The 24,960-nt window shown below is 73.4% G+C and carries 9 protein-coding genes and 4 pseudogenes; 8 read left to right on the top strand and 5 right to left on the bottom strand.

Annotated features, from left to right (window positions below):
* Positions 1 to 384 precede the first annotated feature (384 nt).
* The 4 genes and pseudogenes from OV079_RS58765 to OV079_RS28290 form a co-directional block, all read right to left on the bottom strand.
* Positions 385 to 6,175 (bottom strand): annotated as a pseudogene (locus OV079_RS58765) (amino acid adenylation domain-containing protein); the annotation flags it as partial.
* Positions 6,176 to 6,664: 489 nt separating this feature from the next.
* A pseudogene (locus OV079_RS58760) lies at positions 6,665 to 7,321 on the bottom strand (condensation domain-containing protein); the annotation flags it as partial.
* Positions 7,322 to 7,391: 70 nt separating this feature from the next.
* Positions 7,392 to 8,915: pseudogene (locus OV079_RS58755) on the bottom strand (condensation domain-containing protein); the annotation flags it as partial.
* 41 nt (positions 8,916 to 8,956) lie between these two features.
* Positions 8,957 to 11,125 (bottom strand): non-ribosomal peptide synthetase, encoded by a 2,169-nt coding sequence (locus tag OV079_RS28290; RefSeq protein ID WP_267772062.1) that lies wholly within the window; start codon positions 11,123 to 11,125, stop codon positions 8,957 to 8,959.
* Positions 11,126 to 12,343: 1,218 nt separating this feature from the next.
* Here OV079_RS28290 and OV079_RS28285 point away from each other — a divergent pair.
* The 4 genes from OV079_RS28285 (at position 12,344) to OV079_RS28270 (ending at position 18,399) form a co-directional block, all read left to right on the top strand.
* Positions 12,344 to 13,204, top strand: a complete 861-nt coding sequence (locus OV079_RS28285; RefSeq protein ID WP_267772061.1) for an alpha/beta hydrolase — start codon at positions 12,344 to 12,346, stop codon at positions 13,202 to 13,204.
* Positions 13,201 to 13,710, top strand: coding sequence for a dihydrodipicolinate synthase family protein (locus OV079_RS28280; RefSeq protein WP_267772060.1), 510 nt, complete (start codon positions 13,201 to 13,203; stop codon positions 13,708 to 13,710). Before OV079_RS28285 ends, OV079_RS28280 begins: the two co-directional genes overlap by 4 nt.
* Positions 13,711 to 13,754: 44 nt before the next feature.
* The gene (locus tag OV079_RS56305; protein WP_267772059.1) at positions 13,755 to 14,225 is read left to right on the top strand and encodes a DUF3565 domain-containing protein; all 471 of its coding nucleotides are present in this window, start codon (positions 13,755 to 13,757) and stop codon (positions 14,223 to 14,225) included.
* Between the two features lie 544 nt (positions 14,226 to 14,769).
* Positions 14,770 to 18,399, top strand: coding sequence for a M36 family metallopeptidase (locus OV079_RS28270; RefSeq protein WP_267772058.1), 3,630 nt, complete (start codon positions 14,770 to 14,772; stop codon positions 18,397 to 18,399).
* Positions 18,400 to 18,589: 190 nt separating this feature from the next.
* On the opposite strand, the gene OV079_RS28265 is transcribed toward OV079_RS28270, so the two are convergent.
* Complete coding sequence (locus OV079_RS28265) at positions 18,590 to 19,354, bottom strand: SDR family oxidoreductase (protein ID WP_267772057.1); 765 nt, start codon at positions 19,352 to 19,354, stop codon at positions 18,590 to 18,592.
* A 520-nt stretch (positions 19,355 to 19,874) separates the two neighbouring features.
* Here OV079_RS28265 and OV079_RS28260 point away from each other — a divergent pair.
* The 4 genes and pseudogenes from OV079_RS28260 to OV079_RS28245 all read left to right on the top strand — a co-directional run bounded on the left by OV079_RS28260 (position 19,875) and on the right by OV079_RS28245 (position 24,930).
* Positions 19,875 to 21,386, top strand: a complete 1,512-nt coding sequence (locus OV079_RS28260; RefSeq protein WP_267772056.1) for an ATPase domain-containing protein — start codon at positions 19,875 to 19,877, stop codon at positions 21,384 to 21,386.
* Between the two features lie 4 nt (positions 21,387 to 21,390).
* The gene (locus OV079_RS56300; RefSeq protein WP_267772054.1) at positions 21,391 to 23,058 is read left to right on the top strand and encodes a response regulator; all 1,668 of its coding nucleotides are present in this window, start codon (positions 21,391 to 21,393) and stop codon (positions 23,056 to 23,058) included.
* Between the two features lie 98 nt (positions 23,059 to 23,156).
* A pseudogene (catB, locus tag OV079_RS28250) lies at positions 23,157 to 23,789 on the top strand (type B chloramphenicol O-acetyltransferase); the annotation flags it as partial.
* 232 nt (positions 23,790 to 24,021) lie between these two features.
* A complete protein-coding gene (locus tag OV079_RS28245) occupies positions 24,022 to 24,930 on the top strand; it encodes a metal-dependent hydrolase (protein WP_267772052.1) in 909 nt (302 codons plus the stop codon).
* Positions 24,931 to 24,960 lie beyond the last annotated feature (30 nt).

The raw sequence follows: 24,960 nt of genomic DNA, 5'->3' as shown, positions 1-24,960 counted from the left end.
GCCGTAGTGGGCGCCGCAGTGCTCGGCGAGCGCGAGGAGGCCGGAGGCGTCGGGGTGATCCGCGGCGAAGCGGCGGGCGAGGTCGGCGGGCGCGGCCAGCTCGCGGGCCGCGGGCAGCAGCTCGATGACGTCGCCGTCGCGGCGGAGCGCGCCCTCCTCCTCGAGGACGCGCAGGAAGAAGTCGGCGTAGCGGGTGAACTCGGCGGCGACGCCGAGGCGCACCAGCAGCTCGCGGCGGTCGAAGACCGTGCGCTCGCTGTCGGCGAACAGGTAGGCGTAGATCTGGCTGGCGCACACGCGATCGAGGTCGGCGACCAGAGCGGCGTCTTCCGCGGTGATGCGGGCGGTGTCGCGGAGGCGTCGCAGCTTGACCGCGAGCTCGTCGGCGGCCTTGCCGAGGTCGAGGGTGAGCCGGCGATCGGTCGCTGAAGCAGCGTCGGCGCGTGGGCCGGCGTAGACGTGGCGGGTGCGCGCGAACGGGTAGGTCGGCAGGGGCACGCGTCGGCGCGGCTCGCCGGTCGAAAGGGCGGCCGCGTCGAGCTCGACGCCGACGCACCACAGGCGACCGACGGCGGCCAGCAGGGCCTCGGCGTCGTCGTCCGTGCCGCCGGGCTGGGCCATCGCTGCGACGACGAGGCGGTCGGCGCCGGCGTGCGGATGACGGGCGGCGAGCTTTGTCAGCGTGACGCCGGGGCCGACCTCGATGAAGACGCGGCTCGGGTCGGCGAGCAGGGTCGCCAGGCCGTCGGCGAAGCGGACGGTGCCGCGCAGGTGGCGGGCCCAGTAGTCCGGATCGCGGGCCTCCTCGGCGGTCATGAAGCGGCCGCCGAGGTTGGAGACGAGCGGGATCTGCGGGGCCGCGAAGGTCAGCGCGGCGGCTCGCTCGCGCAGGCGAGCGAGGAACGGCTCGACGAGCGCGGAGTGGGCGGCGGTGGCGATCGCCAGGCGGGTGACCTCCCGGCCCTCGCGCACGAGGGCGGCCTCGAGGTCGCGCAGGGCGGCGCGGGTGCCGGAGACGACGCAGACCTCGGGGCCGTTGACCGCGGCGAGCGAGACGCCGGGACCGAGTCGCGGCGTCAGCTCGGCCTCGGAGACGCGGACGATCAGGGTCTCGGCGTCGGCGGGCAGGGCCTCGTAGATCCGCCCGCGCTCGGCGATCAGGGCCGCGGCGCCGGCGAGGGAGAGGACGCCGGCGACGTGGGCCGCGGCGTACTCGCCGAGGCTGTGGCCGGTGACCGCGGCCGGTCGGACGCCCCACGACTGCAGCAGCTCGGCGAGGGCGACCTCGGTCGAGAAGATCGCGGCCAGGTTCTCGCACGGGCGCAGCAGTTGCTCGGCGGCGGCGGCCCGCGCGTCGGCGGCGGGGAACAGCAGGGCGCGGAGGTCGAGGCCGAGCTCGGCCTGGAAGGCGGCGGCGCAGCGGTCGAGGGCGGCGCGGTAGACCGGCTCGCTGCGGTAGAGCTCGCGGCCCATGCCCGGCTGCTGCGAGCCGCCGCCGGGGAACATGAAGACGACCGGCGGTGCATGACTCGCGGCCGTGCCCTCGGCGGTGCAGGTGACGCGGCCGTCGCGGGTGACGAGGACGCGGCGGTGAGGCATGGCCATCCGGCCGACGCGCAGGGTGTGGGCGACGTCGGCGAGGTCCTGCGCGGGATTTTCTTGCAGATGCAGCGAGAGGCGCTCGGCGCTGGCGGCCAGGGCGGCCTCGGTGCGCGCGGACAGGGGGAGCAGGTGGCAGCGGCGCGTCGAGGGCGAGGAGGGTTGCGCCGGGGCCTCCTCGAGCACGACGTGGACGTTGGTGCCGCCGACCCCGAACGCGCTGACGCCGGCGCGCCGCGGGGCGGCCCCGCGCGGCCACGGCAGCGGCGCGGCGTGGACGAAGAACGGGCTGTGTTCGAGCGCCAGCTCGGGGTTGGGGCGGCGGAAGTGCAGGGTCGGCGGGACCTGCTCGTGCTGCAGGGCCAGGGTGGCCTTGATCAGGCCGGTCACGCCGGCGGCGGCGCCGAGGTGGCCGACGTTGCCCTTGACCGAGCCCAGCGCGGTGACGCCGACGGCGTCGGTGCGGGCGCGGAACACCCGGGTCAGGGCCGCGACCTCGATCGGGTCGCCGAGGCGCGTGCCGGTCCCGTGGGCCTCGACGTAGCCGACGCTGGCCGGGTCGACGTCGGCGGCCGCGAGGGCGCGGGCGATCGTCTCGGCCTGGCCGTCGACGCCGGGCGCGGTGTAGCCGACCTTGCGCGCGCCGTCGTTGCCGACGGCCGAGCCGCGGATCACCGCATGGATGGTGTCGCCGTCGGCCAGGGCGTCGGCGAGGCGGCGCAGGACCACGACCGCGACGCCGCTGCCGTTGACGGTGCCGGCGGCGTCGGCGTCGAAGGGCCGGCAGTGGCCGTCGGGCGAAACCAGCGAGCCCTCCTCGTGGACGTGGCCGAGCCGCGACGGCGGGTGAATGGCGACGCCGCCGGCGAGCGCCGCGTCGCACTCGCCGGCGAGCAGGCTGCGGCAGGCGAGGTGGACGGCGACGAGGAGGTCGAGCAGGCCGACAGGACGGTGATCGCCGGGCCGCGCAGGCCGAGCTTGTAGGCGGTGCGGGTGGTCAGGCCGTCGGCCATGTTGGCGCCGGCGACCCGGTAGTACTCGCTGGCCAGCGGTCCGCCGCGGAAGCCGATCCGCTCCATCCAGTAGTTGGGGGCGTCGCAGCCGGCGAACACGCCGACGGCGCCGGGGTGGCCGCTCGGGCGGTGGCCGGCGTGCTCCATGGCCGCCCAGGCGCACTCGAGGAACACGCGGTGCTGCGGGTCCATCAGGGCGGCGTCGCCCGGGCTGACGCCGAACAGCTCGGCGTCGAAGGCGAAGGCGTCGGCGAGCACGCCGCTGGCGGGCACGAGGCCCGGGGTCGCGGCGACGCCGAAGGCGCGCAGGGTCGCCTCGTCGGCGACGGTGATCGACTCGACGCCGGCCTGCAGGTTGGCCCAGAAGGCGGCGACGTCGGCGGCGCCGGGGAAGCGACCGGCCATGCCGACGATCGCGATCGCGTCCGCGGAGGCCGCGGGGGCGGGAGCGCGGGGGGCGCGGGCTCGTCGGCGACGCCGCGGAGGTGGGCGGCGAGGCTGCGGATCGTCGGGTGCTGGAACAGCTCGACGATCGGGACGTCGCGGCCGAGCTGGTGCGGATCGCCGCGCGCACCTGGGCGAGCAGCAACGAGTGGCCGCCGAGGTCGAAGAACGGGTCGTCGAGGCCCACTTCCTCGAGGTCGAGGAGGCGACGCCAGATCGCGGTCAAGGTCGCCTCGAGGTCGGTGCTCGTCGGCGCGGGCGGTCGCTGCGGCCTGGACGGGGCCGGCAGGGCGCGGCGATCGAGCTTGCCGTGGGGGGTGCGCGGCAGGGCGTCGAGCTCGACGAAGGCGGCCGGGATCATGGCGTCGTGCAGGCGAGCGGCGAGGTGGCGGCGCAGGACGGGGGCGAGGTCTTGAAGGGGGCGGGTCCGCAGCGGCGCGTGGACCCGCGAGTTGCGCGAGGGATGAAGCGGCCGGGCGCGCTGCCAGGCTCGCGGCCTGTGCGGATCGGCGGCGGCCTCGAACAATACGTCCATGGCCCCGGGGCCATGTCCTTGCGACCAGGTGATGCGGACGGTCCAGCCGTGCCGCTCGCCGAGCTGCCACAGCGCCTCGGGCTCGATCGCCGGGGCGCGGGTGCGGGCCAGCAATTCGGCGAAGGTCTCGCCGGCGCTGTCCGGCAGGGCCGCGGCCGCGCGGGCGTCGTCGGCCACGCGGGCGTTGGGGACGCCGAGCAGCTCGAGCGCGGCGACGTCGCGGGCGGCGAGGCGTCGCTCGAGCGCGGCGAGGTCGGCGACTTCTGCCGGGGCGCCTCGCTCACGCTCGTGCTCGGCGAGGTCGGTCCACTCGAGGCTGACGTCGGGCTCGACCGTCGGCGGGGCGGTGCCGACGAACAGGGCGGCGTCGTAGCGCCAGCGCGTCATCTCGTCGTCGCCGCGGCCGCGCTTGAGCCAGACCTCGACGTGGCCGACGCGCGCCAGCTCGTCGCCGACGGCGAAGAACCACGCAGGGTCGACGCACAGCTCCTCCTCGCCGGCGACGGCGCGGCGGACCCGCTCGCGCACCGCGGCGGCCGGGGTGTCGGGGGACGCCTTGATTCGCTCGACCGAGGTGCGGAAGGCGGCGAGCAGCGGCAGGCTGCGCACGTCGCCGACGAACACGACCCCGCCGGCGGCCACCGAGCGGACCGCGCCGGTGAGCACCGCGCGCAGGTAGGCCTCGTCCGGGAAGTACTGGGCGATCGAGTTGAGGACGACGAGGTCGAAGTCTTCGTGGGCGACGCCGGTGAAGTCGGCGGCCTCGCGGCGCTGCAGGGTCACGTGGGCCAGGGCGGGCGCGAGGGCCGGGGCGACGGCGTCGAGGGCCTGCTGCGAGAAGTCGGTGCCGAGGTAGGCCGCGCAGGCCGGCGCCAGCGGGAGCAGCAAGAGGCCGGTGCCGCAGCCGATCTCCCACACCCGCGCGGGGCGGAAGCCGAGCAGGCGCTCGACGGTGCGGTCTCGCCAGCCGCGCATCACCGCGGGGTCGTACGGGGCGCCGGTGTAGCTGCTGTTCCAGCCGACGATGTCGAAGCTCGGGTCGACGCCGTCGCGCGCGCGCCCGTAGGTCGCGTCGTAGAGGGCGCGCCAGGCCGACACGTGCTCGGCGTGCGCATCACTGGCGGGCGCGAGGCCGTCGGCGGCGCGCGTGAAGTAGGCGACCAGGCGCCTGGCTGCAGGGCCGTCCTCGCGGGCGATCACGGCGACGTCGCGGACCGCGGGGTGCTCGCGCAGGGCCGCCTCGATCTCGCCGGGCTCGATGCGGACGCCGCGGATCTTGACCTGCTCGTCGAGCCGGCCGAGGAACTCGAGCTCGCCGCCGTCGCGCCAGCGCACGAGGTCGCCGCTGCGGTACATGCGGGCGCCCGGAGGAGCGGCGAAGGGGTCGAGGACGAAGCGCTCGGCGGTCAGGGCGGGGCGACCGAGGTAGCCGCGCGCGACGCCGCGGCCGCCGATGTGCAGCTCGCCGGGGACGCCGACGGGGACCGGCTGGCCGTGCGGGTCGAGGACGTGGACGCGGGCGCCGGCGATCGGGCGGCCGAGGTGGGCTCGCGCGCGGGCTCGCCGGGAGCGAGCGGCGGGACGAGGCCCGAGGTGGTGACGACCGTGGCCTCGGTCGGGCCGTAGTTGTTGACCACGGCGAACGGCAGGCCGGGGCCGGGGCGGACGCGCAGGCGGTCGCCGCCGGTCAGCAGGACGCGCAGGTCGCAGCGCGCGGGCCACTGCAGGCGCAGCAATTCCTCGGCGATGGCGGTCGGCTGGAACGAGATCGTGATCGCCCGGCGGACCAGCCAGTCGCGCAGCTCCTCGGGCGCCAGGCGCAGCGTCGCCGCCGGCACCGCGAGGCTGGCCCCGACGCTCAGGTACGGCCAGATCTCCCACACCGACGCGTCGAAGCCGGGGCTGGCCACCAGAGTCGCCCGATCGGCGGGCCCGACCGCGAAGCTGCGGGTGTGCCAGGCGACGAGGTTCGACAGGCCGCGGTGCTCGACCAGCACGCCCTTCGGCCGGCCCGTGGAGCCGGAGGTGTAGACGACGTAGGCGAGAGACTCGGGGCCGATGCGGCGCGGCGGGGGACGGCGTGAGCGTCGTCGGCCGGCGCGGTGCGGAGCGGCGAGAGGTCGTGGCCGGCGTCGGCGGGTCGGAGCGCGCCCTGGTGAGCGAGGGGCTCCGGGCCGGTGCGCCGCGATGGCGAGAGGTCGGGGCCGTCGAGGTCGTGGGCGATTCGCAGGACCTGGCCCGCGTAGCCGGGGAGCTCGACGCGCGGGCCGGCGAGCAGGACGGGGGCGCCGGCGTCGGCGAGGATGAAGGCCAGGCGCTCGGCGCCGCCCTCCGGGTCGAGCGGGACGTAGGCGGCGCCGGCCTTCCACACCGCGAGGAGGGCGACCACCAGCTCGGCGGAGCGCTCCATGCACACGCCGACCCGCGCCTCCGCGGCCACGCCGAGGGCGCGCAGGCGGTGCGCGAGGTGGTTGGCGCGGCGGTCGAGCTCGGCGTAGGTCAGGGCGCGCGCGTCGGTGGCGACGGCGATCGCCTCGGGGGTACGGGCGGCCTGGGTTTCGAACAGGTCGAGGGCGGTCGCATCGGCGTCGACGATCGGGTCGGGGGGCGGCGCGGAGCGGTAGCGAACGGCGTATGCATCGTCGTCGGCGACGGCATCGGCGGGTGGCGCGAATCGGTCGGGCGCGATGCGTGCATTTGCGTCGGTGCCGTGTGGCGCGAATCGGCCCGATGCGGTGTATGCATTTTCGTCGGTGCCGGGAGGAGTTGCGAGTCGAGCAGATGCGGTGTGCGCGTTTGCGTCGGTGCCGTGATGGGGTGTGAATCGGTCGGACGCGGTGTGTGTATTTGCGTCGGTGCCGGGATGGGGCGTGAATCGGTCAGGCGCGATTCGTGTGTTTGCGTCGGTGCCGGGATGTGCCGCGAATGGGTCGCGGGCGGTGGTTGCAGCTGCATCGACGTCGGGGCCCTGGGTTTCGAATCGCTCGGCGCCGGTGCTCCACGCCGCGACCAGCCGGCGCTCCTCGTCGGTGAGCATCGGCAGGGCCGACACGCGGCGGGCGGGGTCGGCGGCCATCGCCACGAGCAGCTCCGTCAGGTGGCCGACCATGCGCTCGATCGTGGCGCGTTCGAAGCGGTCGGCGCAGTACTCGAAGATCCCGGCGACCCCGCCGGCGCTCTCCCACGAGTAGAACGAGAGGTCGAAGATCGCCTTGCGGGCGTCGGCGGCGAGGTGCTGCGCGGTCAGGCCGCGCAGCTGCAGCGTGCGGCCGGCGGGCGGCTGCGGGGCGAAGGCGACCTGGACGACCGGGTTGTAGCCGGCGTCGCGGGCGGGCCGAAGCTCCTGGACCAGGCGCTCGAACGGCAGGGCGTCGTGGTCGTAGGCGGCGAGGCAGACCTGGCGGACGCGGCCCAGCAGCTCGGCGACGGTCGGGTCGCCGGCGAGGTCGACGCGGATCGCCAGGGTGTTGACGAAGAAGCCCATGGTCCGCTCGAGCTCGACGCGGTCGCGGTTGGCGCTGGGCATGCCGACCACGAGGTCGTCGACGCGGGCGTGGCGGTGCAGCAGCGCGGCCCAGGCGGCCAGCAGGGTCATCGTCAAGGTCAGGCCCTGGCGCGCGCCGAGGCCGCGCAGGGCTCGCGTGAGCGCCGGCGGCAGCTCGAAGCTCACCGCTGCCCCCTCGAAGCTCTGGACCGGCGGCCGCGGGCGGTCGCCCGGGAGGTCGAGCAGCGGCGGGGCGCCCTGCAGGGCCTGCTTCCAGAACTCGAGCAGCGGCGCGATCGCCTCGTCGGTGGCGCGCGCGCTGCCACGCGGCGAAGTCGGCGTATTGCACCGACGGCGGCGGCAGGTCGTCCGGCAGGCCCTGCGAGGCGCTGGCGTACAGCGCCGCGAGCTCGCGGAACGCCAGCTCGGTCGACCAGCCGTCCATCGTCAGGTGGTGGAAGTGCAGCCACAACACCTGCTCGTCGGGGCCGAGCCTGAGCAGGCCGGCGCGGAAGAGCGGGCCGCGCTCGAGGTCGAACAGGCGCTGGGCCTCGGCGTCGAGCTGGGCCCGCACCTCGGCCTCGCGCTCCGCCGGCGCGAGGTGCTGCAGGTCGGCGACCGCGAGGCGGAAGCCGGGGCTCTCGGCCACGCGCTGCACCGGCCGGCCGTCGATCTCCGCGTAGGTGGTTTGCAAGATCTCGTGGCGCTCCACCAGCGCCCGCAGGCTGTGGCCCAGCGCCGCCACGTCGAGCGGCCCGCGCAGGCGATAGGGGTACATGCAATTGTACGCCCGGCTCTGCGGCGCGAGGCGGTTCATGAACCACAGGCGCTCCTGGCCGAACGACAGCGGCAGGGGCTCGCCGCGCGGCGCCCGGGCGATCGCGCCGGCGAGGTCGGGGGCGCTGCGGGCCCGTCGCATCGAGGCCGCCAGCTCGGCGACGGTCGAGCGGCCGAAGAACTCCTGGAAGCGGACCTCGACGCCGAACACCGCGCGCAGGCGGGAGAACAGCTGCACCGCGTGGAGCGAGTGGCCGCCGAGCGCGAAGAAGTCGTCGTGGACGCCGACCTGCGGCTGGCCGAGCAGCTCGCGCCAGATGTCGGCCAGCGACTGCTCGAGCTCGGAGCGCGGGGCCACGAACTCGCGGCCGGCCGTCCAGCGGCGGACGTCGGGGGCGGGCAGGGCGGCGCGGTCGAGCTTGCCGTTCGGCGTGACCGGCAGGGCGTCCAGCAGCACGAACTCGGCGGGGACCATGTACTCGGGCAGGCGCTGGGCCAGGGCGCCGCGGAGCGCCCGCACGAGCGCCTCGCCCTCCGCGTCGGCGGCGACGTAGGCGACCAGGCGCTTGTCGCCGGCGACCTCGACGGCGAGCACCGCGGCCTGGCGCACGCCCGGCTGCTCGGCGAGCGCGGCCTCGATCTCGCCGAGCTCGACGCGGAAGCCGCGGATCTTGAGCTGCTGATCGATGCGGCCGTGGAACTCGAGCTGGCCGTCGTGGCGCAGCCGACCGAGGTCGCCGGTGCGGTACATCGTCGCGGCGGGGCGCGCGGCGAACGGGTCGCGGGGGAACCGCTCGGCGGTGAGCTCGGGGCGGCGGTGGTAGCCGCGACCGACGCCGTCGCCGGCGATGCAGATCTCGCCGCACACGCCGGGCGGGACGGGCTCGCCGTGGGGGTCGAGCACGTAGACGGCGACCCGCGCGACGGGCCGGCCGATCGGGAGCGCGGCGCCGACGGCCGGCGCCGCGCCGACGCGGAACCAGGTCGCGCACACGGTGGCCTCGGTGGGCCCGTAGCCGTTGATCAGGTGGCGCGGCGGCCCGGCCTCCAGGACCCGGCGCACCGCCTCGGGGTCGAGCACGTCGCCGCCGCACACCAGGGTCTTCAGCGGCGCGAACGCCCCCGGACCGCGCGCGCGACCGCGGCGAACAGCGCGGGGGTGAGGATCATGAAGCCGAACGACTCGTCGGCGATCGTCTGCGCCAGCCGGACCGGCGCGAGGGCGGTGTCTCGCGCGACGCCGACGAGCTCGGCCCCGTGCAGCAGGGCGGCCCAGATCTCCATGGTCGCGGCGTCGAACGAGGCGTTGGCGGTCTGGGCCACGCGGTCGCCCGGCTCGACCTGCAAGTAATCGGTGTCGACGAGCAGGTTGAGGACGCCGCGATGGGTGATGTAGGCGGCCTTGGGCCGGCCGGTCGAGCCGGAGGTGTACATGGCGTAGGCGACGGCGTCGGGGCCCTCGCCGGCGAGCGGCGCGACGGGGTGCTCGGGCTCGGCGCCTGACCGGGCCCGCTCGGCCGCGAAGTCGACGACCTGCACGCTGCGCTCGGGCAGCCAGCCGAGGCAGTCGCCGGTGGCGAGCAGCACCGGGACGTCGGCGTCGGCGAGCATGAAGGCGAGGCGCTGCGGCGGGTGGGTCGGGTCGAAGGGCACGTAGGCGCCGCCGGCCTTGAGCACCGCGAGCATGGCGACGACCATGTCGACCGAGCGCTCCATGCACACGCCGACGAGCACGTCGGGGCCGACGCCGAGGCGGCGCAGGAGGTGGGCGACCTGGTTGCTGCGGCGATCGAGCTCGCCGTAGTCGATGCGACGGCCGGCGAAGCGCACGGCCGGGGCGGCGGGGTCGCGGCGGGCGTGGGCCTCGACGCGGGCGTGCAGGCGATCGGGGCCGCGGAAGGCGGGCGCGTCGCGGGCGTCGAGGGCTCGCACGACGCGGCGGCGCTCCTCGTCGCGCAGCAGCGGCAAGCGCGAGACCGGGGCGTCCGGGTGTTCCAGGGCGCCGCGCAGCAGCACCTCCCACTGGGCGAGCAGGCCGGCCATCGCCGCGGGGTCGAACAGGTCGCGGTTGTACTCGACGCGCAGCGCCAGGCCGTCGCCGCCGGCGATCGCCTGGGCGGTGACGACGAGGTCGTAGGCGACGTGGCGCAGGTCGACGTCGACGGGGGTGAGGGTGAAGCTCGCGCCCTCGCGCGGGGCGGCGGCCGGGGGGCGCAGGTGGAAGAGGACCTGGAACAGCGGGGTCCGGCCGGGGTCCCGCGCCGGGGCGAGCCGCTCGACGACCGACTTGAACGAGACGTCGCCGTGGCGCCGGCCGTCCTGCACCGCGCGGTGGAGCTGACGGACGACCGCGCGGAACGGCGGGTCGCCGGCGAAGCGCCCGCGGTACACCACGGGGTTGCCGAAGTAACCGATGGCGCGAGAAAATCGCGGGTCGTCGCGGCCGGCCAGCGGCGCGCCGACGAGGATGTCGTCCTGCCGGGCGTTCCGGTGCAGCACGGCCTGCAGGCCGGCGAGCAGGAGCACGTCGAGGTCGGTGTCGGCCGCCGCGGCGAAGCCGGCCAGGGCGCGCGTCAGCTCGCCGGGCAGGGCGCGCGCCTCGTCGCCGGCGGCGAAGGTCTGGACCGCGGGCCGCGGCCGGTCGGTCGCCAGGGCCAGGGCCGCCGGCGCGCCGGCCAGCTCCTCGGCCCAGTAGTCGAGCTGCGCCTCGGCCCGCGCGAGCGCGTCCGGCGTGGCCTGCGAGCGCGCGTGGTCCCGGTACTGCGCTCCTTGCGGAGGCAGCGGGAGCTCGTGACAGGCGGCGAACAGCTCGGCGAAGAACAGCTCGAGGCTGGCGTCACCGTCGGAGATCAGGTGGTGCATGACCACGACCGCGAGGTGACGGCGGCGGTGGAGCGTGAAGAGGGTGATCCGCAGCAGCGGGCCGCGCTCGAGATCGAAGGGGACCGCGGCCTCGTCGACGGCGGCGGCGAGGGCGTCGCGGTCGCTCGCGGGATCGAGGTCGGTGCCCAGGGCGACGACGCGGAGCGGCAGCTCCGTCGCGGCCGACACGAATTGCACCGGCCGGCCGTCGCGCTCGCCGAGGGTGGTCCGCAGCACCTCGTGACGCCGGACGATCTGCGCCACCGCCTCGCGCAGCCGCGCCGGCTCGACGTCGCCGTCGAGCCAGGCGCCGCCGCGCTCGTGAAAGGCGGGCACGGAGCCGTGCAGGCGGGCGAGGAGCCACATCCGCTCCTGCTCGAGCGAGATCGGTGCAATCGTAGGTTCAATCATGGCAGTCACTGGCTTGAGGTGAGCTAAGGTCGCGCGGCCGCGACGGGGCGCGCTCATGAGTCGCGGTCGCCCGTCGCGGCGGCCCGGCGGCGCGATGATAGTCGCGCGCCGATCGAAGTGAGTCGTGATGTCTCCGCCGCGCCGGCGCGAGCGAGCCGACGCGGCCCCTCGCCGATCGGACGCGGCTGCGCCGGCGTGAATGAGCCCTCGGGTCGCCTCTGATTCGAACTCCGCGCATTTGAGCCGCGGGACGGACGCCCACCCCGTATTCGCCCAGGAGCGGGGTGAATACGGGGGTAGCTCCGATTCATCATACGACGGCTCCTCGCAGGCGCCGGAACAATCGACGTGAGGTTCGACGCAGACCCGTGCGATCGGGGGCACGCCGAGGCAGCGCGCGACGGTCGATTTCCGGGGTGTTCGGCGCACCATGTCGCAGTCCTCGATCGCAACAGGACGCCCTGTCGCCGGCGGTCGGTCTTCGTCAGCTTCAGCAACCGGCATGCCACTCGAGTCGGGGCCGAATCGCGGCCCCCGCCCGCCTCGCCCGAGGCCCATGGGACGACGAGGCAAAAGCCCGAGGGGCCCGAAATTGTCCCCAGCCACGCTCGGAGACGGGGAAGACTCCGGCCCCTGTCGTGAAATGTCGTGGCTGTGCTGCAATCACTGGCTGTCCTGAGCGCCATGTGGCCAGTGACTAATTGTCCCGACCTCCGCCGTGAGCTCGCCGCGCTGGTGGGACGACGACGCCCGCAGGAGCTGTAGTGATGAGAAGGGCGACGTCGATTGGTCGACGTGACGGACGCTCGCCTCGGGCTGGCCCCGGCGAGACGGCGTCGCCCCCGCGGGGGCGGGAAGTTCGCGTCCCGAGGCGCGTGGGACCGATGATTGCGCCTGACGGGCGCTCGCCTCGGGCTGACCCCCGGCGCGGCCTCGTCGCCCCGGGCCCGGAAGAGTGTCGCGTGGTGGGAGCGGCTTCACTGCCGCGAGCGGGCATTTCGCGTCACCCTCACGCATGCTCCATCACGCCGGCGGGGTCGCCCGTCGGTCTCCGAGTCGTCCTTCGCGAGCAGTCCGGCGCGAGGGCGGATCGATGTGTCCCGGTCGCAGCACGCTCGCGTCCCCTGCGTGCTCGCGGCGCCCACAGGCCCGGCGGCGGCCTCCGGCTTGACCCCCGCGCGGGTTCCGTGGTGAGGTCCGCAGCGCCCTCAGGCCCGCATGCATCGCTGCACCCGGACGGTCTCGCTCGCCTGCCTGCTGCTGTGCGGCTGCGCGAGCGCACCAGCGCCGGCGACGGCGGCCCCGGCGGAGCTGGCGATCGGCCGCTCGATCACGATCGACTCGCGGGCGCTCGGGGAGGCGCGGCGGATCAATATCTACACGCCGCCCGGCCACGAGGCGGACGGCCCGCCGCTGCCGGTGCTCTACATGCCCGACGGCGGCATGAAGGAAGACTTTCACCATATCACCGGGATCGTCCAGGTCTCGACGGCCAACGGGACGATGCGGCCGTTCCTGGTGGTGGGCATCGAGAACACCGAGCGCCGGCGCGACCTCACCGGTCCGACGAACGACCCGGAGGATCGAAAGATCGCGCCGCGCGTCGGCGGCTCGGCCGCGTTCCGCCGGTTCCTCCGCGAGGAGCTGATGCCGGAGATCCGCCGGCGCTACCGCGTGACGGAGGAGACGGCGATCGTCGGCGAGTCGCTGGCCGGGCTGTTCGTGCTCGAGACGTTCTTCGTCGAGCCCGCGCTGTTCGACACGTACATCGCCATCGACCCGAGCGCGTGGTGGGACCGCGGCTCGCTCGCGCAGCAAGCCGCCGCTCGCCTGCAACAGCCGGGGCAGCCGCCGCGGACGCTGTACCTGGCGACCTCCGACGAGCCGGACATGCAGCGCCACGGGCAGGTCATCGCCGAGGCGCTGCGTCAGGTCGACCCACCGGGCGTGCGCTGGCACTACGCGCCGATGCCCGAGGAGCACCACGGCACGATCTTCCACGGCGCGGCGCTGCGAGCCTTCCGCACGGTCCTCGCGCCGACCGAGAGCCCGCAGAGCGCCGCACCGGCGTCCCCGTGAGGGCCAACGCGATGGTGGCCCAGCTCGGCGAGCTCATCGAGGGCCTGCACGCCCGCACCGCCGAGCTGCACGTCGAGATCGCGACGCCGGGGTCGACGTCGACGACGAACGCGCTGCCGTTCTTGCGGGCCAGCGGCGCCAGCGCGACGGTCACCTCGGCGGCCAGCTCGGCGAACACCACCGGCTCGTCGGCCTGGGTGAATGGTTCGAACAGCGCGCCGAGCCACGTGATCCCGCGCCTCAACCTCGAGCTGTACGAGGCCGTGATCCGCGGCGACCTCGACGGCGCGCGGCGCTCGTTCTACCGCCAGCTGCCCTTTTTGCAATTCATCGTCGCCCACGGCCTGCCGCGCGCGCTCGCGGCGGCGCTCGAGCTGTGCGGCACGCGCGTGGGGCCGCTGCGGGCGCCGCTCCGGCCGCTGGAGCCGCCGCGCGTCGCGGAGCTGCGGCAGATCCTCGTGGACCTCGAGGTCCTGCCGGCGTCGCCGCGGTCCGCGGTAGACTGACGCGGTGACCGACTCGACCCACGCGAGAGGACGCGGGCCTCGCGGTGCCGCGGCAGATCCTCGGCTTCGAGCGCGACGCCGCCGGCGAGTGGATCGTCCGCCTCGATTGCGGGCACCGCCGGCACGTCCGGCACCGCCCGCCGCTGTCCGACTATCCGTGGCTCGCCGACGCGGCGGCGCGGGAGGCTCGGGTCGGCGCGGCGATCGAGTGCGGGCGCTGCGGTCGCGGCGAGCTGCCCGCCGGCGCGGCGGAGTATCGTACGACCGCCACGTTCGACGAGGCGACCCTCCCGGCCGGCCTGCGCCGCGATCATACGATTCGCGCGGGCAGCTGGGGGCGCGTCGAGGTGCTGGAGGGGCGGCTGCGCTTCGTGATGCCGCCGCTGGCCGTCGACCGCGAGCTCGCGGCCGGCGAGCACGCGATCATCCCGCCCGAGGTCCCGCATCACGTCGAGCCGCTCGGGGCGGTGCGCATGCGGGTGGTGTTCCTGCGCGCCCCGGGGCCCGACGCGTAGCGCCGCCGTCTCCGGGCTCGCAGCGTCCCGGCGCCCGTCGTCCGTCCATTCGCTTCGGGAGTCGAGGACCCACATCGACGGCCATCTGCTCCGCTGGCGATTGGCGCGTCGCGGCGCGCTCACTGAACGGGCAGGCCTGCCCATGGTTAAGCACTATCCACAATCGCAGAAATCGTCGCCGACGAGGCGCCGTCGACCCGTTGCGCTCATTCGGCGGGGCGCCAGCGTGGCGGCGCCTATCCACCGATCGGAGAAATCGTTGCCCGCGCGCGGTCCGTCAGCTCACTGCGCTCATTCCGCGACCCGGCCTGGCACGGCCGAACCCGACGAATCACGAGACGAATGAGCGTGCGCGGCGCTATTTTTCCCGGCTGCGCAACCGCGAAGCGTTAAAGGTGACTCAGGTGTTGGTTTCACCGCTCCGCGGAATTGTTGCCCGCGAGCGTGGCGTCACGTCACGCGAAAATTCGGTGAAGGGACCAATACGCCATGCCCGGACGGGGACTGCTGCGGCATGCCTTTGTGCTTGAACCTTTCATTCGTCATGCTGCTCGCTCGGGTCGCCGCCGACGCCGCGGCAGGGCCGCAGCCCAACTTCGACGCTTCGGCGATTGTTCCCGAGGTCGCCCCGATCCCCGTCTCCGGCGGGTTCGCGGCTGCGCGCGCGCCCGGGCTCGGCTCGCCCTCCTTGATATGGATCCCCCGCGGCCAGCCGCAGCCGGCTGCGCGCTCACCCGAATCGGCGGCCCGTTCGCAGCTGGCGCTCCACCTGGACGCGTATGGGGTGACACCTGAAGTGCTCGCCGGAGCGCGGACCCTGTTCGTCCACGACACCGGGCGCGGTGGCATCATTGTCGCCCTGCGTCAGACAGTCGGCGGCGTCGACCTCCACCACGGCGACGTCAAGCTGCTGCTCGACCGTTCGCGGCGCCTCATGGCCGTCTCCGGGGCGCTGCACCCGGGCGCGCATTCGGGTGCGGCACGGCCGTTCACGTCGTCCCCCGAGTCCGCGATCGCGACGGCCCTGCGCGACCTCCACGGCGACGCGGTCAGCGTGCCGCTCGTCGAGATCGAGGGCCGCCATCAGTGGCGGCGCTTCGCGGCGGTGAGCGATCCTGCAGCGGGCCCGGGCCTGCGATTCGTCGAGCCGGCGCGGGCGCGACCGGTCTACTTCCCGCTCGGCGAGGTGCTCGTCCCCGCCTACCTCGTCGAGCTGCAGACCCGGCTCGGGGCGAAGGGCGACGTGTTTCAATACGTCGTCGCCGCCGACGACGGTCGGCTGCTGATGCGCCGCGACGGCACGGTGTACGCCCATCAATATCGCGTGTACGCGGGCCCCGTCGATCGCCGGCCGCTCGACGGCCCGCTCGCCGACTTCAACCCGCACCCGACCGGCGTCCCCAACGTCCTCCCCGACGGCTTCTCGGACGCCGCGCTCGTCACCGTCGAGGGCCTCAATACGAACCCCGACGGCGTCCCCGATCCGTGGCTGGCCGCGAACGCGACCCAGACCGCCGGCAACAACGTCGATACTTACCTCGATCCCTTCGACCAGGACCCGGTCGGCGATCGCTTTCGTGCCACCGTCACCGCCCCCGGCGTGTTCGATCGCGCCTACGACTTCACGCAGGCGGCCACGGCCGACGACGAGCAGATCATGGCCGCGTTGACGCACGCCTTTTACGTCGCCAACTGGCTGCACGACTGGTGGTACGACTCGGGCCTGGTCGAGGCGACCGGCAACGCGCAGCAGGACAATTACGGGCGCGGCGGCGAGGACGGTGACCCGCTGCTGGTCGAGGTCCTGAACGGGTGGGAGAACGGCCGGCGCAACAACGCCAGCATGTCGCTCACGCTCGACGGCGTCTCGCCGCGCATGCAGCTGCGGCTGTTCGACGGGCTCAGCAAGCTCAGCGATCTGTCCGTGGAGCCGCTGGGGTTGGTGCTCGACGGACAGATCTCCGAGTTCGGGCCCGCGACCTACGACGTCACCGCGCCGCTGGTGCTCGGCGACGACGGCGCCGGCCCGCTCGCCAGCGACTGCTGCGAGCCACTGGTGGGCGACGTGGCGGGCAAGATCGTCCTCGTCGACCGGGGCGAGTGCAGCTTCGAATCCCAGGCCCATCGCGTCCTCAACAAGGGCGGGGTCGGGGTGTTGTTCGCCGACGTCGTCGCGGCCGACCAGCCGATCGTACCGCTCGACGACCTCACGTACCAGAACCCGAAGATCCCGAACCTCGGCCTCACCCTCGCCGACGGCGACGCGCTCAAGGACGCGCTCGCGGGTCCCGAGGTCACCGTGCACATGGCCGCCCAGGCGGGCCCGACCCGCGACGCGGGCTTCGATTCGCAGATGATCGCGCACGAGTTCGGCCACCATCTGCACACCCGCCTCGGCGACGCGGGCGGCCCGACCTACCTCGTGATGGGTGAGGGGTGGGGCGACTTCAACGCCCTGTTGATGAGCATCCGCGAGGGCGACGACCTCCACGGCACCCTCAACTACGCGCCGTGGGCCTCGATCGACCCGGTCCAGTTCTTCAACGGGCGCCAGTACGTCTATTCGACCGACTTCGCCGTCAATCCGCTGACGTTCCGCCACATCGGCGACGACGTGCAGCTGCCCGCGGGCCCGCTGTTCAGCCCGAACGGCCTGGACAACAGCCAGCAGCACAACGCGGGGCAGGTGTGGGCCCAGATGCTGTGGGACAGCTACGTCGCGCTGCAGGAGCTCCATGCCGACGACCTCGGGTTCGAGGCTGTCCGGCGCAGGATGTCGGACTACGTCGTCGCCGGCATGATGCTCGCGCCGTACGAGCCGACCATCACCGAGCAGCGCGACGCGCTGCTCATGGCGATCGCCGCCACCAGCGAGGCCGACGTGCTCGCCGTCGCCGCGGCCTTCGCCGATCGCGGGGCGGGCACCTGCGCCGAGTCGCCGCCCCGCTGGTCGAAGACCTTCGAGGGCGTGGTCGAGGACTTCGAGGTCCGCGGCCGCGGCGTGCTGCTCGGCGCGAGCTTCGACGACAGCGTCGTCTCGTGCGACGAGGACGGCATCCTCGACGGCGACGAGGTCGGTCGCGTCGCGTTCGAGGTCTACAACGGCGGCGCGGTGAAGCTCGCCGGTGCGACGGTCGAGATCGTCGAGCCGCCGCCGGGCCTGGTGTTCCCCGACGGCCCCGTCCTGACGCTGCCCGAGCTCGCGCCGCAGCAGACGAGTTCCCATGCGATCGCCGTCACGCTGGACCCCGGCATCACCGAGCCGACGCGGGTGGCGCTGCGCGTGCGACTGACGGCGCCCGGCGGATGCGAGGGACCGGTCGAGCAGATCGTGCACGCGACGCTGAGCGCCGACGTCGCGCTCAGCGGCGCGAGCGAGGACGACGTCGAGGTCGCCGCCGCCTGGACGGTGACCGGTGACGCCGGCGCGGCGGTGTGGGCGCGCGAGCCCCGGCCCGACGGCTACGCCTGGCACGGAAAGAACCTCGGCGCGCCGACCGACACCGCCCTCGTCTCGCCGGCCTTCATGGTGGCCGAGGATCAGGACTTCACGCTCGCCTTCGACCACGCCTACTTCTTCGACCACTACGCCGGCTACGCCCGGGACGGCGGCGTCATCGAGCTGTCCTCCGACGACGGCGAGACCTGGCAAGACGTCTCCGAGGTGATCGGCGACATCGCCTACAACGGCAAGGTCACCGGCGAAGAGAACCCGCTCGTCGATCGAAAAGCCTTCGTCAGGGTGAGCCCCGGTTACCCGGAGACGAGCCCCGTCGTCCTCGAATTCGGCGAGAAGCTGGCCGGCCTGACCGTGCGCGTGCGCTTCCGGATCGCCACCGATCGGATCCTCAGCGGCGACGGCTGGACGCTCGACAACTTCCGCTTCCAGGGGCTCGTCGACGCACCGTTCCCGCGATGGGTCGGCGATGACGGCGTATGCTCCCCGGGCGAAAGCCCCACGACCAGCGACACCGGCGAGCCGACCAGCGGCCCCGGCGAGCCGACCAGCGAAACCGGCGAGTCGAGCGATACGGCGAGCGAAGAGACCGACTCGGGGGGCATGAGCGCGGGCGGGGACGCCGGCTGCGGCTGCGTCGCCGATCCGCGCGGCGGCTGGCTCACCGCGCTGACGCTGCCGCTCCTGGCGCTGCGTCGCCGCCGCAGGGTGGCCTGAATCGCGTGAGGCGCGAATGTGAATACCGCGGCGATTCGGCGCGAGCCCGCGCCGCGGTGAATCTCCGCCGCTCCGTCCTCGGAGCGCGCTCGCAGTGCCTCGCCTGCGTCTCTCCGCGCTGAGCGCTGCCGCCGGTGCGACGCCGCGCGCCATTCGTAGGATGTCCGGAGAGACATGTTGTCTCGCCCGCTCACAGGCCGCCGGTGACCTTGACGACGGCGCCGGAGACGTAGGACGCGCGGTCGGACAGCAGCCACAGGATCGCCTCGGCGACCTCGTCGGCGGCGGCCACCCGGCGCAGCGGGGCGATTCGCGCCACCATCGCCGGGCGGTCGGGGTTGCCGGAGCGGGCGTGGATCTCGGTGTCGGTGGTGCCGGGCTGGACGGCGTTGACGCGGATCCCGAGCGGGCCGACCTCGCGGGCGACGCCGATCGTGAAGGTCTCGAGCGCGGCCTTCGACGCCGCGTAATGCACGTACTCGCCGGGGCTGCCGGTGACCGCGGCGATCGAGGACACGTTGACGATCGCGCCGCCGCGCCCGCCTCGCTCGGTCGACATGCGCCGGATCGCCTGCTGGGTGCACAAGATCGGACCCGCCACGTTGACGGCCAGCACGCTGTGGACCGTCGCGGCCGTGACGTCCTCGACCCGCGCCGGCGCGCCGATGATCCCGGCGTTGTTCACCAGATGCGTGAGCGCCCCGAGGTCGCGCTCGCAGGCGGCGAACAGCCGCTCGACGTCCGCGGGCGCGGCGACGTCGGCCTGCACCGCGATCGCATCGACGCCGCAGGCCCGGCAATCGGCGACGACCTCGCGGGCGCGGGCGTCGTCGGCGACGTAGTTGATGCAGACGCGATAGCCGGCGCGCGCGGCGAGCCGCGCGGTCGCGGCTCCGATGCCGCGGCTCCCGCCGGTGATCAGGACGGTGCGCGGGGAATCGTTCGTCTCGTGCATGCGGGGGCTCCCTGGGGCTGGACGATCGGGCGCTGAAGGACCACCAGGCGGTGCTTCGTGGCGATCGGGTGCAGCGCCGTGACGTCCCGGCGCGGCGGCTTCGGTCCGCAGCCGCGCGACGGTCCGAGGTCGACGCGCAGCGGCACGCGGACAGCGATACCTCAGCCGCCCGCGGCGACGCCAGCCCTGCGGAGGCGGCGAGCGGTGGGCCGATGCGGCGCTGCGGCGATCCACGAGGCTGCGCGGCGGGTCGTCGACGAACCATCGAGCCTGCGCGGCGCGAGCTGTCGCGTCCATCGACGGGGTGCGGCGCTCGACCGGCGAAAAAAATCAGCGGGCATTCGCCGCGTCGCGCACAAATGCGCGATGTCCGCGTCCGCATCGCAAATTGCGCCGACTCGCATGTCGTGAAAAACGAGAGCAGCGGGTCCGTGGCTCGCTCGCGGGGGGATTCAGGGAAAAGTCCGGTTGCCCCGCCTGTCCAACGCATCCATACAGCGAACACGACCGGTTTTCAGCCATGACTCGAGCCGTTCCAAAGCCTTTCTCGCAGCCGCGTGCGCCGACCGGGATCACCGGCCTCGACGACATCCTCGGCGGAGGCTTCCCGCGCGACCACCTGTACCTCCTCGAGGGGGCGCCGGGGACCGGGAAGACCACGTTCGGCCTGCAGTTCCTGCTCGCGGGGCGGGATCGGGGCGAGGTCGGGCTGTACATCACCCTGTCCGAGACGCACAGCGAGCTCGACGTGGTGGCGGCGTCGCACGGGTGGTCGCTCGAGGGCATCCGGGTGTTCGAGCTCGTCTCGCCCGCCGAGCTGGGCGGGGCGTCCGAGCAGTCGATCTTGCACCCTTCCGAGGTCGAGCTCGGCGAGACCGTCGACGGCGTGTTCCGGGCCCTCGAGCGCGAGAACCCGACGCGCGTGGTGTTCGACAGCCTGTCCGAGATGCGCATGCTCGCCCAGGATCCGCTCCGTTATCGCCGGCAGATCCTCGCGCTCAAGCATTACTTCGCCCGCAAGGGCTGCACCGTCATGCTGCTCGACGATCGCACGGTCGCGCAGCAAGACCTGCAGCTGCACAGCATCGCCCACGGCGTCCTCTGCCTCGAGCAGCACACCCACCAGTACGGGCCCGAGCGGCGGTGCCTGCGGGTGTCCAAGCTGCGCGGCCTCAAGTATCGCGGCGGCGAGCACGACTACGAGATCCGCACCGGCGGCATCGAGGCTTATCCGCGGCTGGTGGCGGCGGAGCACCGCACCGACGTCGAGCACACGGTGGTCTCGACCGGCAACCCGGCGCTGGACAAGATCTTCGGCGGCGGCCTCTCGCGCGGGACCAGCGTCCTCTTCAGCGGGCCGACCGGCGCCGGCAAGACCACGACCGCCCTCTCGTGCGTCGAGGCGGCGCTCCGACGCGGCGAGCGGTGCGCCTTCTATCTCTTCGACGAGACCCTGTCGGTCATGCTGCAGCGCGCGGCGGCGCTGGGCATCGACGTCCGCCGCTACGTCGAGGACGGGCAGCTGGAGCTGCTGCAGCTCGACCCCGCCGAGATGTCGGCCGGAGAGTTCGCCCACCGGGTGCGCCGTACCGTGGAGGCGGGCGCGACGATGGTGGTCATCGACAGCCTCAACGCGTACTTGCACGCCATGCCGGGCAGCCGCTTCCTGGTGCTGCAGATGCACGAGCTGCTCGCCTACCTCAACCAGAAGGGGGTCATCACGCTCCTGATCCTGGGGCAGCACGGCGTGCTGGGCGAGGGGCGCATGGACGTCGACCTCAGCTACCTCAGCGACTCGATGCTGCTGTTCCGCTACTTCGAGGCGCGCGGGCAGCTGCTGAAGGCGCTGTCGGTCACCAAGAGCCGCACGAACGCGCACGAGTCGACGATCCGGGAGTTCCGCCTGACGACCGGGGGCATCGAGGTGGGCGACGTGCTGCTCGACTTCCAGGGCGTGCTCGGCGGCGTCCCGCATTATCAAGGGTCGCGCCCGCTGCTGGCCGACGGCGACGACGCGGCGTCCGAGGACTGAGCGCGTGGAGCAACGCGTCCTCATCTACACACCCCGAGGGCGCGACGCGGAGGTCGTGGCGGCGGTGCTGCGCTCGGTCTCCCTGGAGGTCGTGGCGTGCTCCGATCAACGCGACCTGCTCGCCCGCCTCGACGAGGGCGCCGCGTGTGCGATCCTCACCGAGGAGACCCTCGCCGCGGAGCCGCAGGCCAGCCTCCGCGAGTGGCTGGCGCGCCAGCCGGCGTGGTCGGACTTCCCCTTCATCGTCCTGGCGCTGCGTCACGCCCGGCGCCGCTCGGCCCGCACGGCGGCGACCCTGCGCGAGCTCGGCAACCTCCTCCTGCTGGAGCGGCCGCTCAACGCCGAGACGCTGGCGAGCGCGGCCAAGTCGGCCGTGCGCGCGCGCCAGCGCCAGTACGCGATGCGCTCCCACTGGGCGGAGCTGGCCGCGGCGCGGGCGGAGGTCGATCAGGCCAACGCCCTGCTCGAGTCGCGGATCGCCCAGCGCACCGCGGCGCTCGCCAGCGCCAACGATCGTCTGACGGCCGAGATCGCCGAGCGCGAGCGGACCCAGATGGCGCTGACCCAGGCGCAGAAGATGGAGGCGCTCGGTCAGCTCACCGGCGGCATCGCCCACGACTTCAACAACCTGCTGCACGTGGTCAGCATGAACCTCGACCTCGTCGACATGATCACCGAGGACCCGAACATTCATGCCACCAACCAGCGAGCCAAGGACGCGGTGAGCCGCGGCGCCCGCCTGACGGGCCAGCTCCTGGCGTTCGCGCGGCGCCGGTCGATGCTGCCGCGGGTCAACGACATCCGCGTCGTGTTGCACGAGATGCGGGACCTGCTGACCCTCGCGCTCGGCGCGAACGTCTCGCTCGAGATGTCGACCGGTCCAGAGGAGCTGCACGCGTTCGTCGACGCCAATCAGCTCGAGATGGCCGTGCTGAACCTGAGCATGAACGCCCGCGACGCGATGCCGGCGGGCGGCCGGCTGCACGTGCAGGCGGCCGCGAGCGACGGCGCGGGCACCGAGTTGCCGCTCGGCGAGTACGTGGCGATCTCGGTCAAGGACGAGGGCGTCGGCATCCCGACCGACCTGCTCGGCAAGATCTTCGAGCCGTTCTTCACCACCAAGCCGGTCGGCAAGGGGACCGGCCTGGGGCTGTCGCAGGTGTACGGCTTCGCCAAGCAGTCCGGCGGGACGGCGCGGGTCGAGAGCGCGCCCGGGGCGGGCACGACGGTGCAGATCCTGCTGCCCCTGCAGAGCAAGCCCGACGGCGACGAGTGCCGTCCCGAGCCGCCGCGGGCCTCGGACCGACCGGCGCGGCGCTTCGAGATCCTGGTGGTCGAAGACGACGAGGAGGTCCGGCGCGCCGTGGTCGAAGGCCTGCAGTCGCTCGGCTACGGCGTGGGCGCGGTCGCCAGCGCCGAGGAGGGCCTGAAGAGCGTCGAGCAGGCCGCGCCCGACCTGCTGTTCGTCGACTTCGCGATGCCCGGGATGAACGGCGCGGAGTTCATCCAGGCGGCCCGCGCCCGCGGGGCGGCGATGCCGGTGGTGATCGCCAGCGGCTACGCCGACATGCAGGAGATCGAGCGGCTCATCGACACGCGCTATTTCCTGAGCAAGCCGTTCGACATCGCCGCGATGTCCCGCGTGGTTGCCGACGCGCTCGCCGATCGCTGAGCGCCGCGGGCGCCCGCGGCTGGGAGAGTCTCCGGTCCCGGCGGTCGAAATTTCGAGTAGACTGCGCGCCCGACGAGACCGAGAGTTCCTGCAATGAATACTTCGAGAGCCCGTTCCGGGGCAAGCTGCTGACCGAGCAGGTCAAGAACCCCAACATCGTCGCCGGCCGGTTCAGCTACTACTCCGGCTATTACCACGGCCATTCGTTCGACGATTGTGCGCTCTATTTGATGCCGGATCGCACCGACGTCGACAGGCTGATCATCGGCAGCTTCTGCTCGATCGGCACCGGCGCCGCGTTCATCATGGCCGGCAACCAGGGGCACCGGCACGACTGGGTGTCGAGCTTCCCGTTCTTCTACATGCCCGAGGTGCCGGCCTTCGCGGGGGCGCGCGACGCCTTCCAGCCGGCCGGCGACACGGTGATCGGCAACGACGTGTGGATCGGCGCCGAGGCGATGTTCATGCCGGGCGTGCGGGTCGGCCACGGCGCGGTCATCGGCAGCCGCGCGCTCGTCACCCGCGACGTCGAGCCCTACTCGATCGTCGGCGGGAACCCGGCCAAGCCGATCCGCAAGCGCTTCTCCGACCCGGAGATCGCCATGCTGCTCGAGATGGCGTGGTGGGATTGGCCGCTGGAGCGGCTCCACGAGGCGATGCCGCTGCTCTGCTCGAGCGACATCGCGGGGCTCCACCGCATGTGGCAGGGCTTCACCGCGAGCGAGGGATGAGCCGGAGGCGGGTCCCCTGGGGATGGGGGCCGGCCTCGGCGGGCACCGACGCGCATGCCGCCGGAGACGGGCCGGCAGACCCCGAGCAGGGCGTTCACGCCCCCCATCGGCTCGGGGCACCGACGCACCAGTGAGGTGCTCCGATGTCGCGTTGTCGCCGCGGCGGACGCGGCGTAGCCTGAGGTCCGGGGTCGGCTCGCGCTTCGGCGTCGGCGATCCGAGGAGCAGGGCCATGACCGCTTTGCAGGTGCGAAAGGTGCAGTTCGACTTCGACGGCGACGTCCCGTTCCTGTGGAACCGGCAGAACCCGGCGTTCTCGCTGATGACGAACATGATCAGCGTCATCGCCATCGCCTTCGAGAAATACATCGTGCAGGCGATGCGGCAGGTGATGCCGCAGATCTCCGATCCCTTCGTCGCCGCCGAGGCGGACGCGTTCCTGCGCCAGGAGGCCCAGCACGCGCGGGTCCACCGCCAGCACCTGAAGGCGCTGATCCGCAAGTACCCGGGCCTGCAGGAGATGCTGGACCAGGCGATCGGCTGCTTCGACGCGCTGCTCGAGACCCGGTCGCTGAAGTATCACCTGGCCTACATCGCCGATCTGGAGGCGACCTTCACGCCCACCTTCAAGCTGCTGCTCGACAACGAGGAGCGGCTGTTCCGGCCGGGCGACGAGCGGGTCGCGTCGATGCTGCTGTGGCACTTCGTCGAGGAGGTCGAGCACCGCAGCTCGGCCCTGATCGTCTATCGCGCCCTCGGCGGCGGCGAGGCCTATCGCCTGGCGATCCTGCCGTCGGTGGTCCTGCACATGAACCGGGTGCTCGAGGTGATCATCGCCGGCTTCAACGCCCACGTCCCGCTCGCCGACCGCGAGATCGACGCGCGCGTGCTGCTCCCGGCCTTCCAAATACGCCACAAGCTGCGCGCGCTCCTCGGGCGCGAATCGGCCGCGCTCCCCGACAGCTTCGCCGGCGTGCCGTCGCACGAGCGCCGCACGGCGTCGCTGCGGATCTTGCAATCGCAGATGCCGAACCACGACCCCGAGGACCAGCCGCTGCCCGAGTTCGCGGCGCAGTGGCTCGAGCGTTACGAGCGCGGCGAGGACGTCGTGCGCTGGTACTCGTCCGGGCTGCCGCGCTGAGTCGCGCCGGATCACCCGTGCGCTGCCGGC

Source organism: Nannocystis pusilla (assembly GCF_026626665.1).
Taxonomy (GTDB): domain Bacteria; phylum Myxococcota_A; class Polyangia; order Nannocystales; family Nannocystaceae; genus Nannocystis; species Nannocystis pusilla.
The sequence above is the reverse complement of the archived record's forward strand: the minus strand, read 5'-3'. Positions and strand labels throughout refer to the sequence as shown.

What these genes read in the sequence shown, in the direction of transcription:
- OV079_RS28290 (WP_267772062.1), bottom strand. Translation starts at nt 11,125, where the DNA reads ATGATTGAACCTACGATTGCACCGATCTCGCTCGAGCAGGAGCGGATG.
- OV079_RS28285 (WP_267772061.1), top strand. Translation starts at nt 12,344, where the DNA reads ATGCATCGCTGCACCCGGACGGTCTCGCTCGCCTGCCTGCTGCTGTGC.
- OV079_RS28270 (WP_267772058.1), top strand. Translation starts at nt 14,770, where the DNA reads ATGCTGCTCGCTCGGGTCGCCGCCGACGCCGCGGCAGGGCCGCAGCCC.
- OV079_RS28265 (WP_267772057.1), bottom strand. Translation starts at nt 19,354, where the DNA reads ATGCACGAGACGAACGATTCCCCGCGCACCGTCCTGATCACCGGCGGG.
- OV079_RS28260 (WP_267772056.1), top strand. Translation starts at nt 19,875, where the DNA reads ATGACTCGAGCCGTTCCAAAGCCTTTCTCGCAGCCGCGTGCGCCGACC.
- OV079_RS28245 (WP_267772052.1), top strand. Translation starts at nt 24,022, where the DNA reads ATGACCGCTTTGCAGGTGCGAAAGGTGCAGTTCGACTTCGACGGCGAC.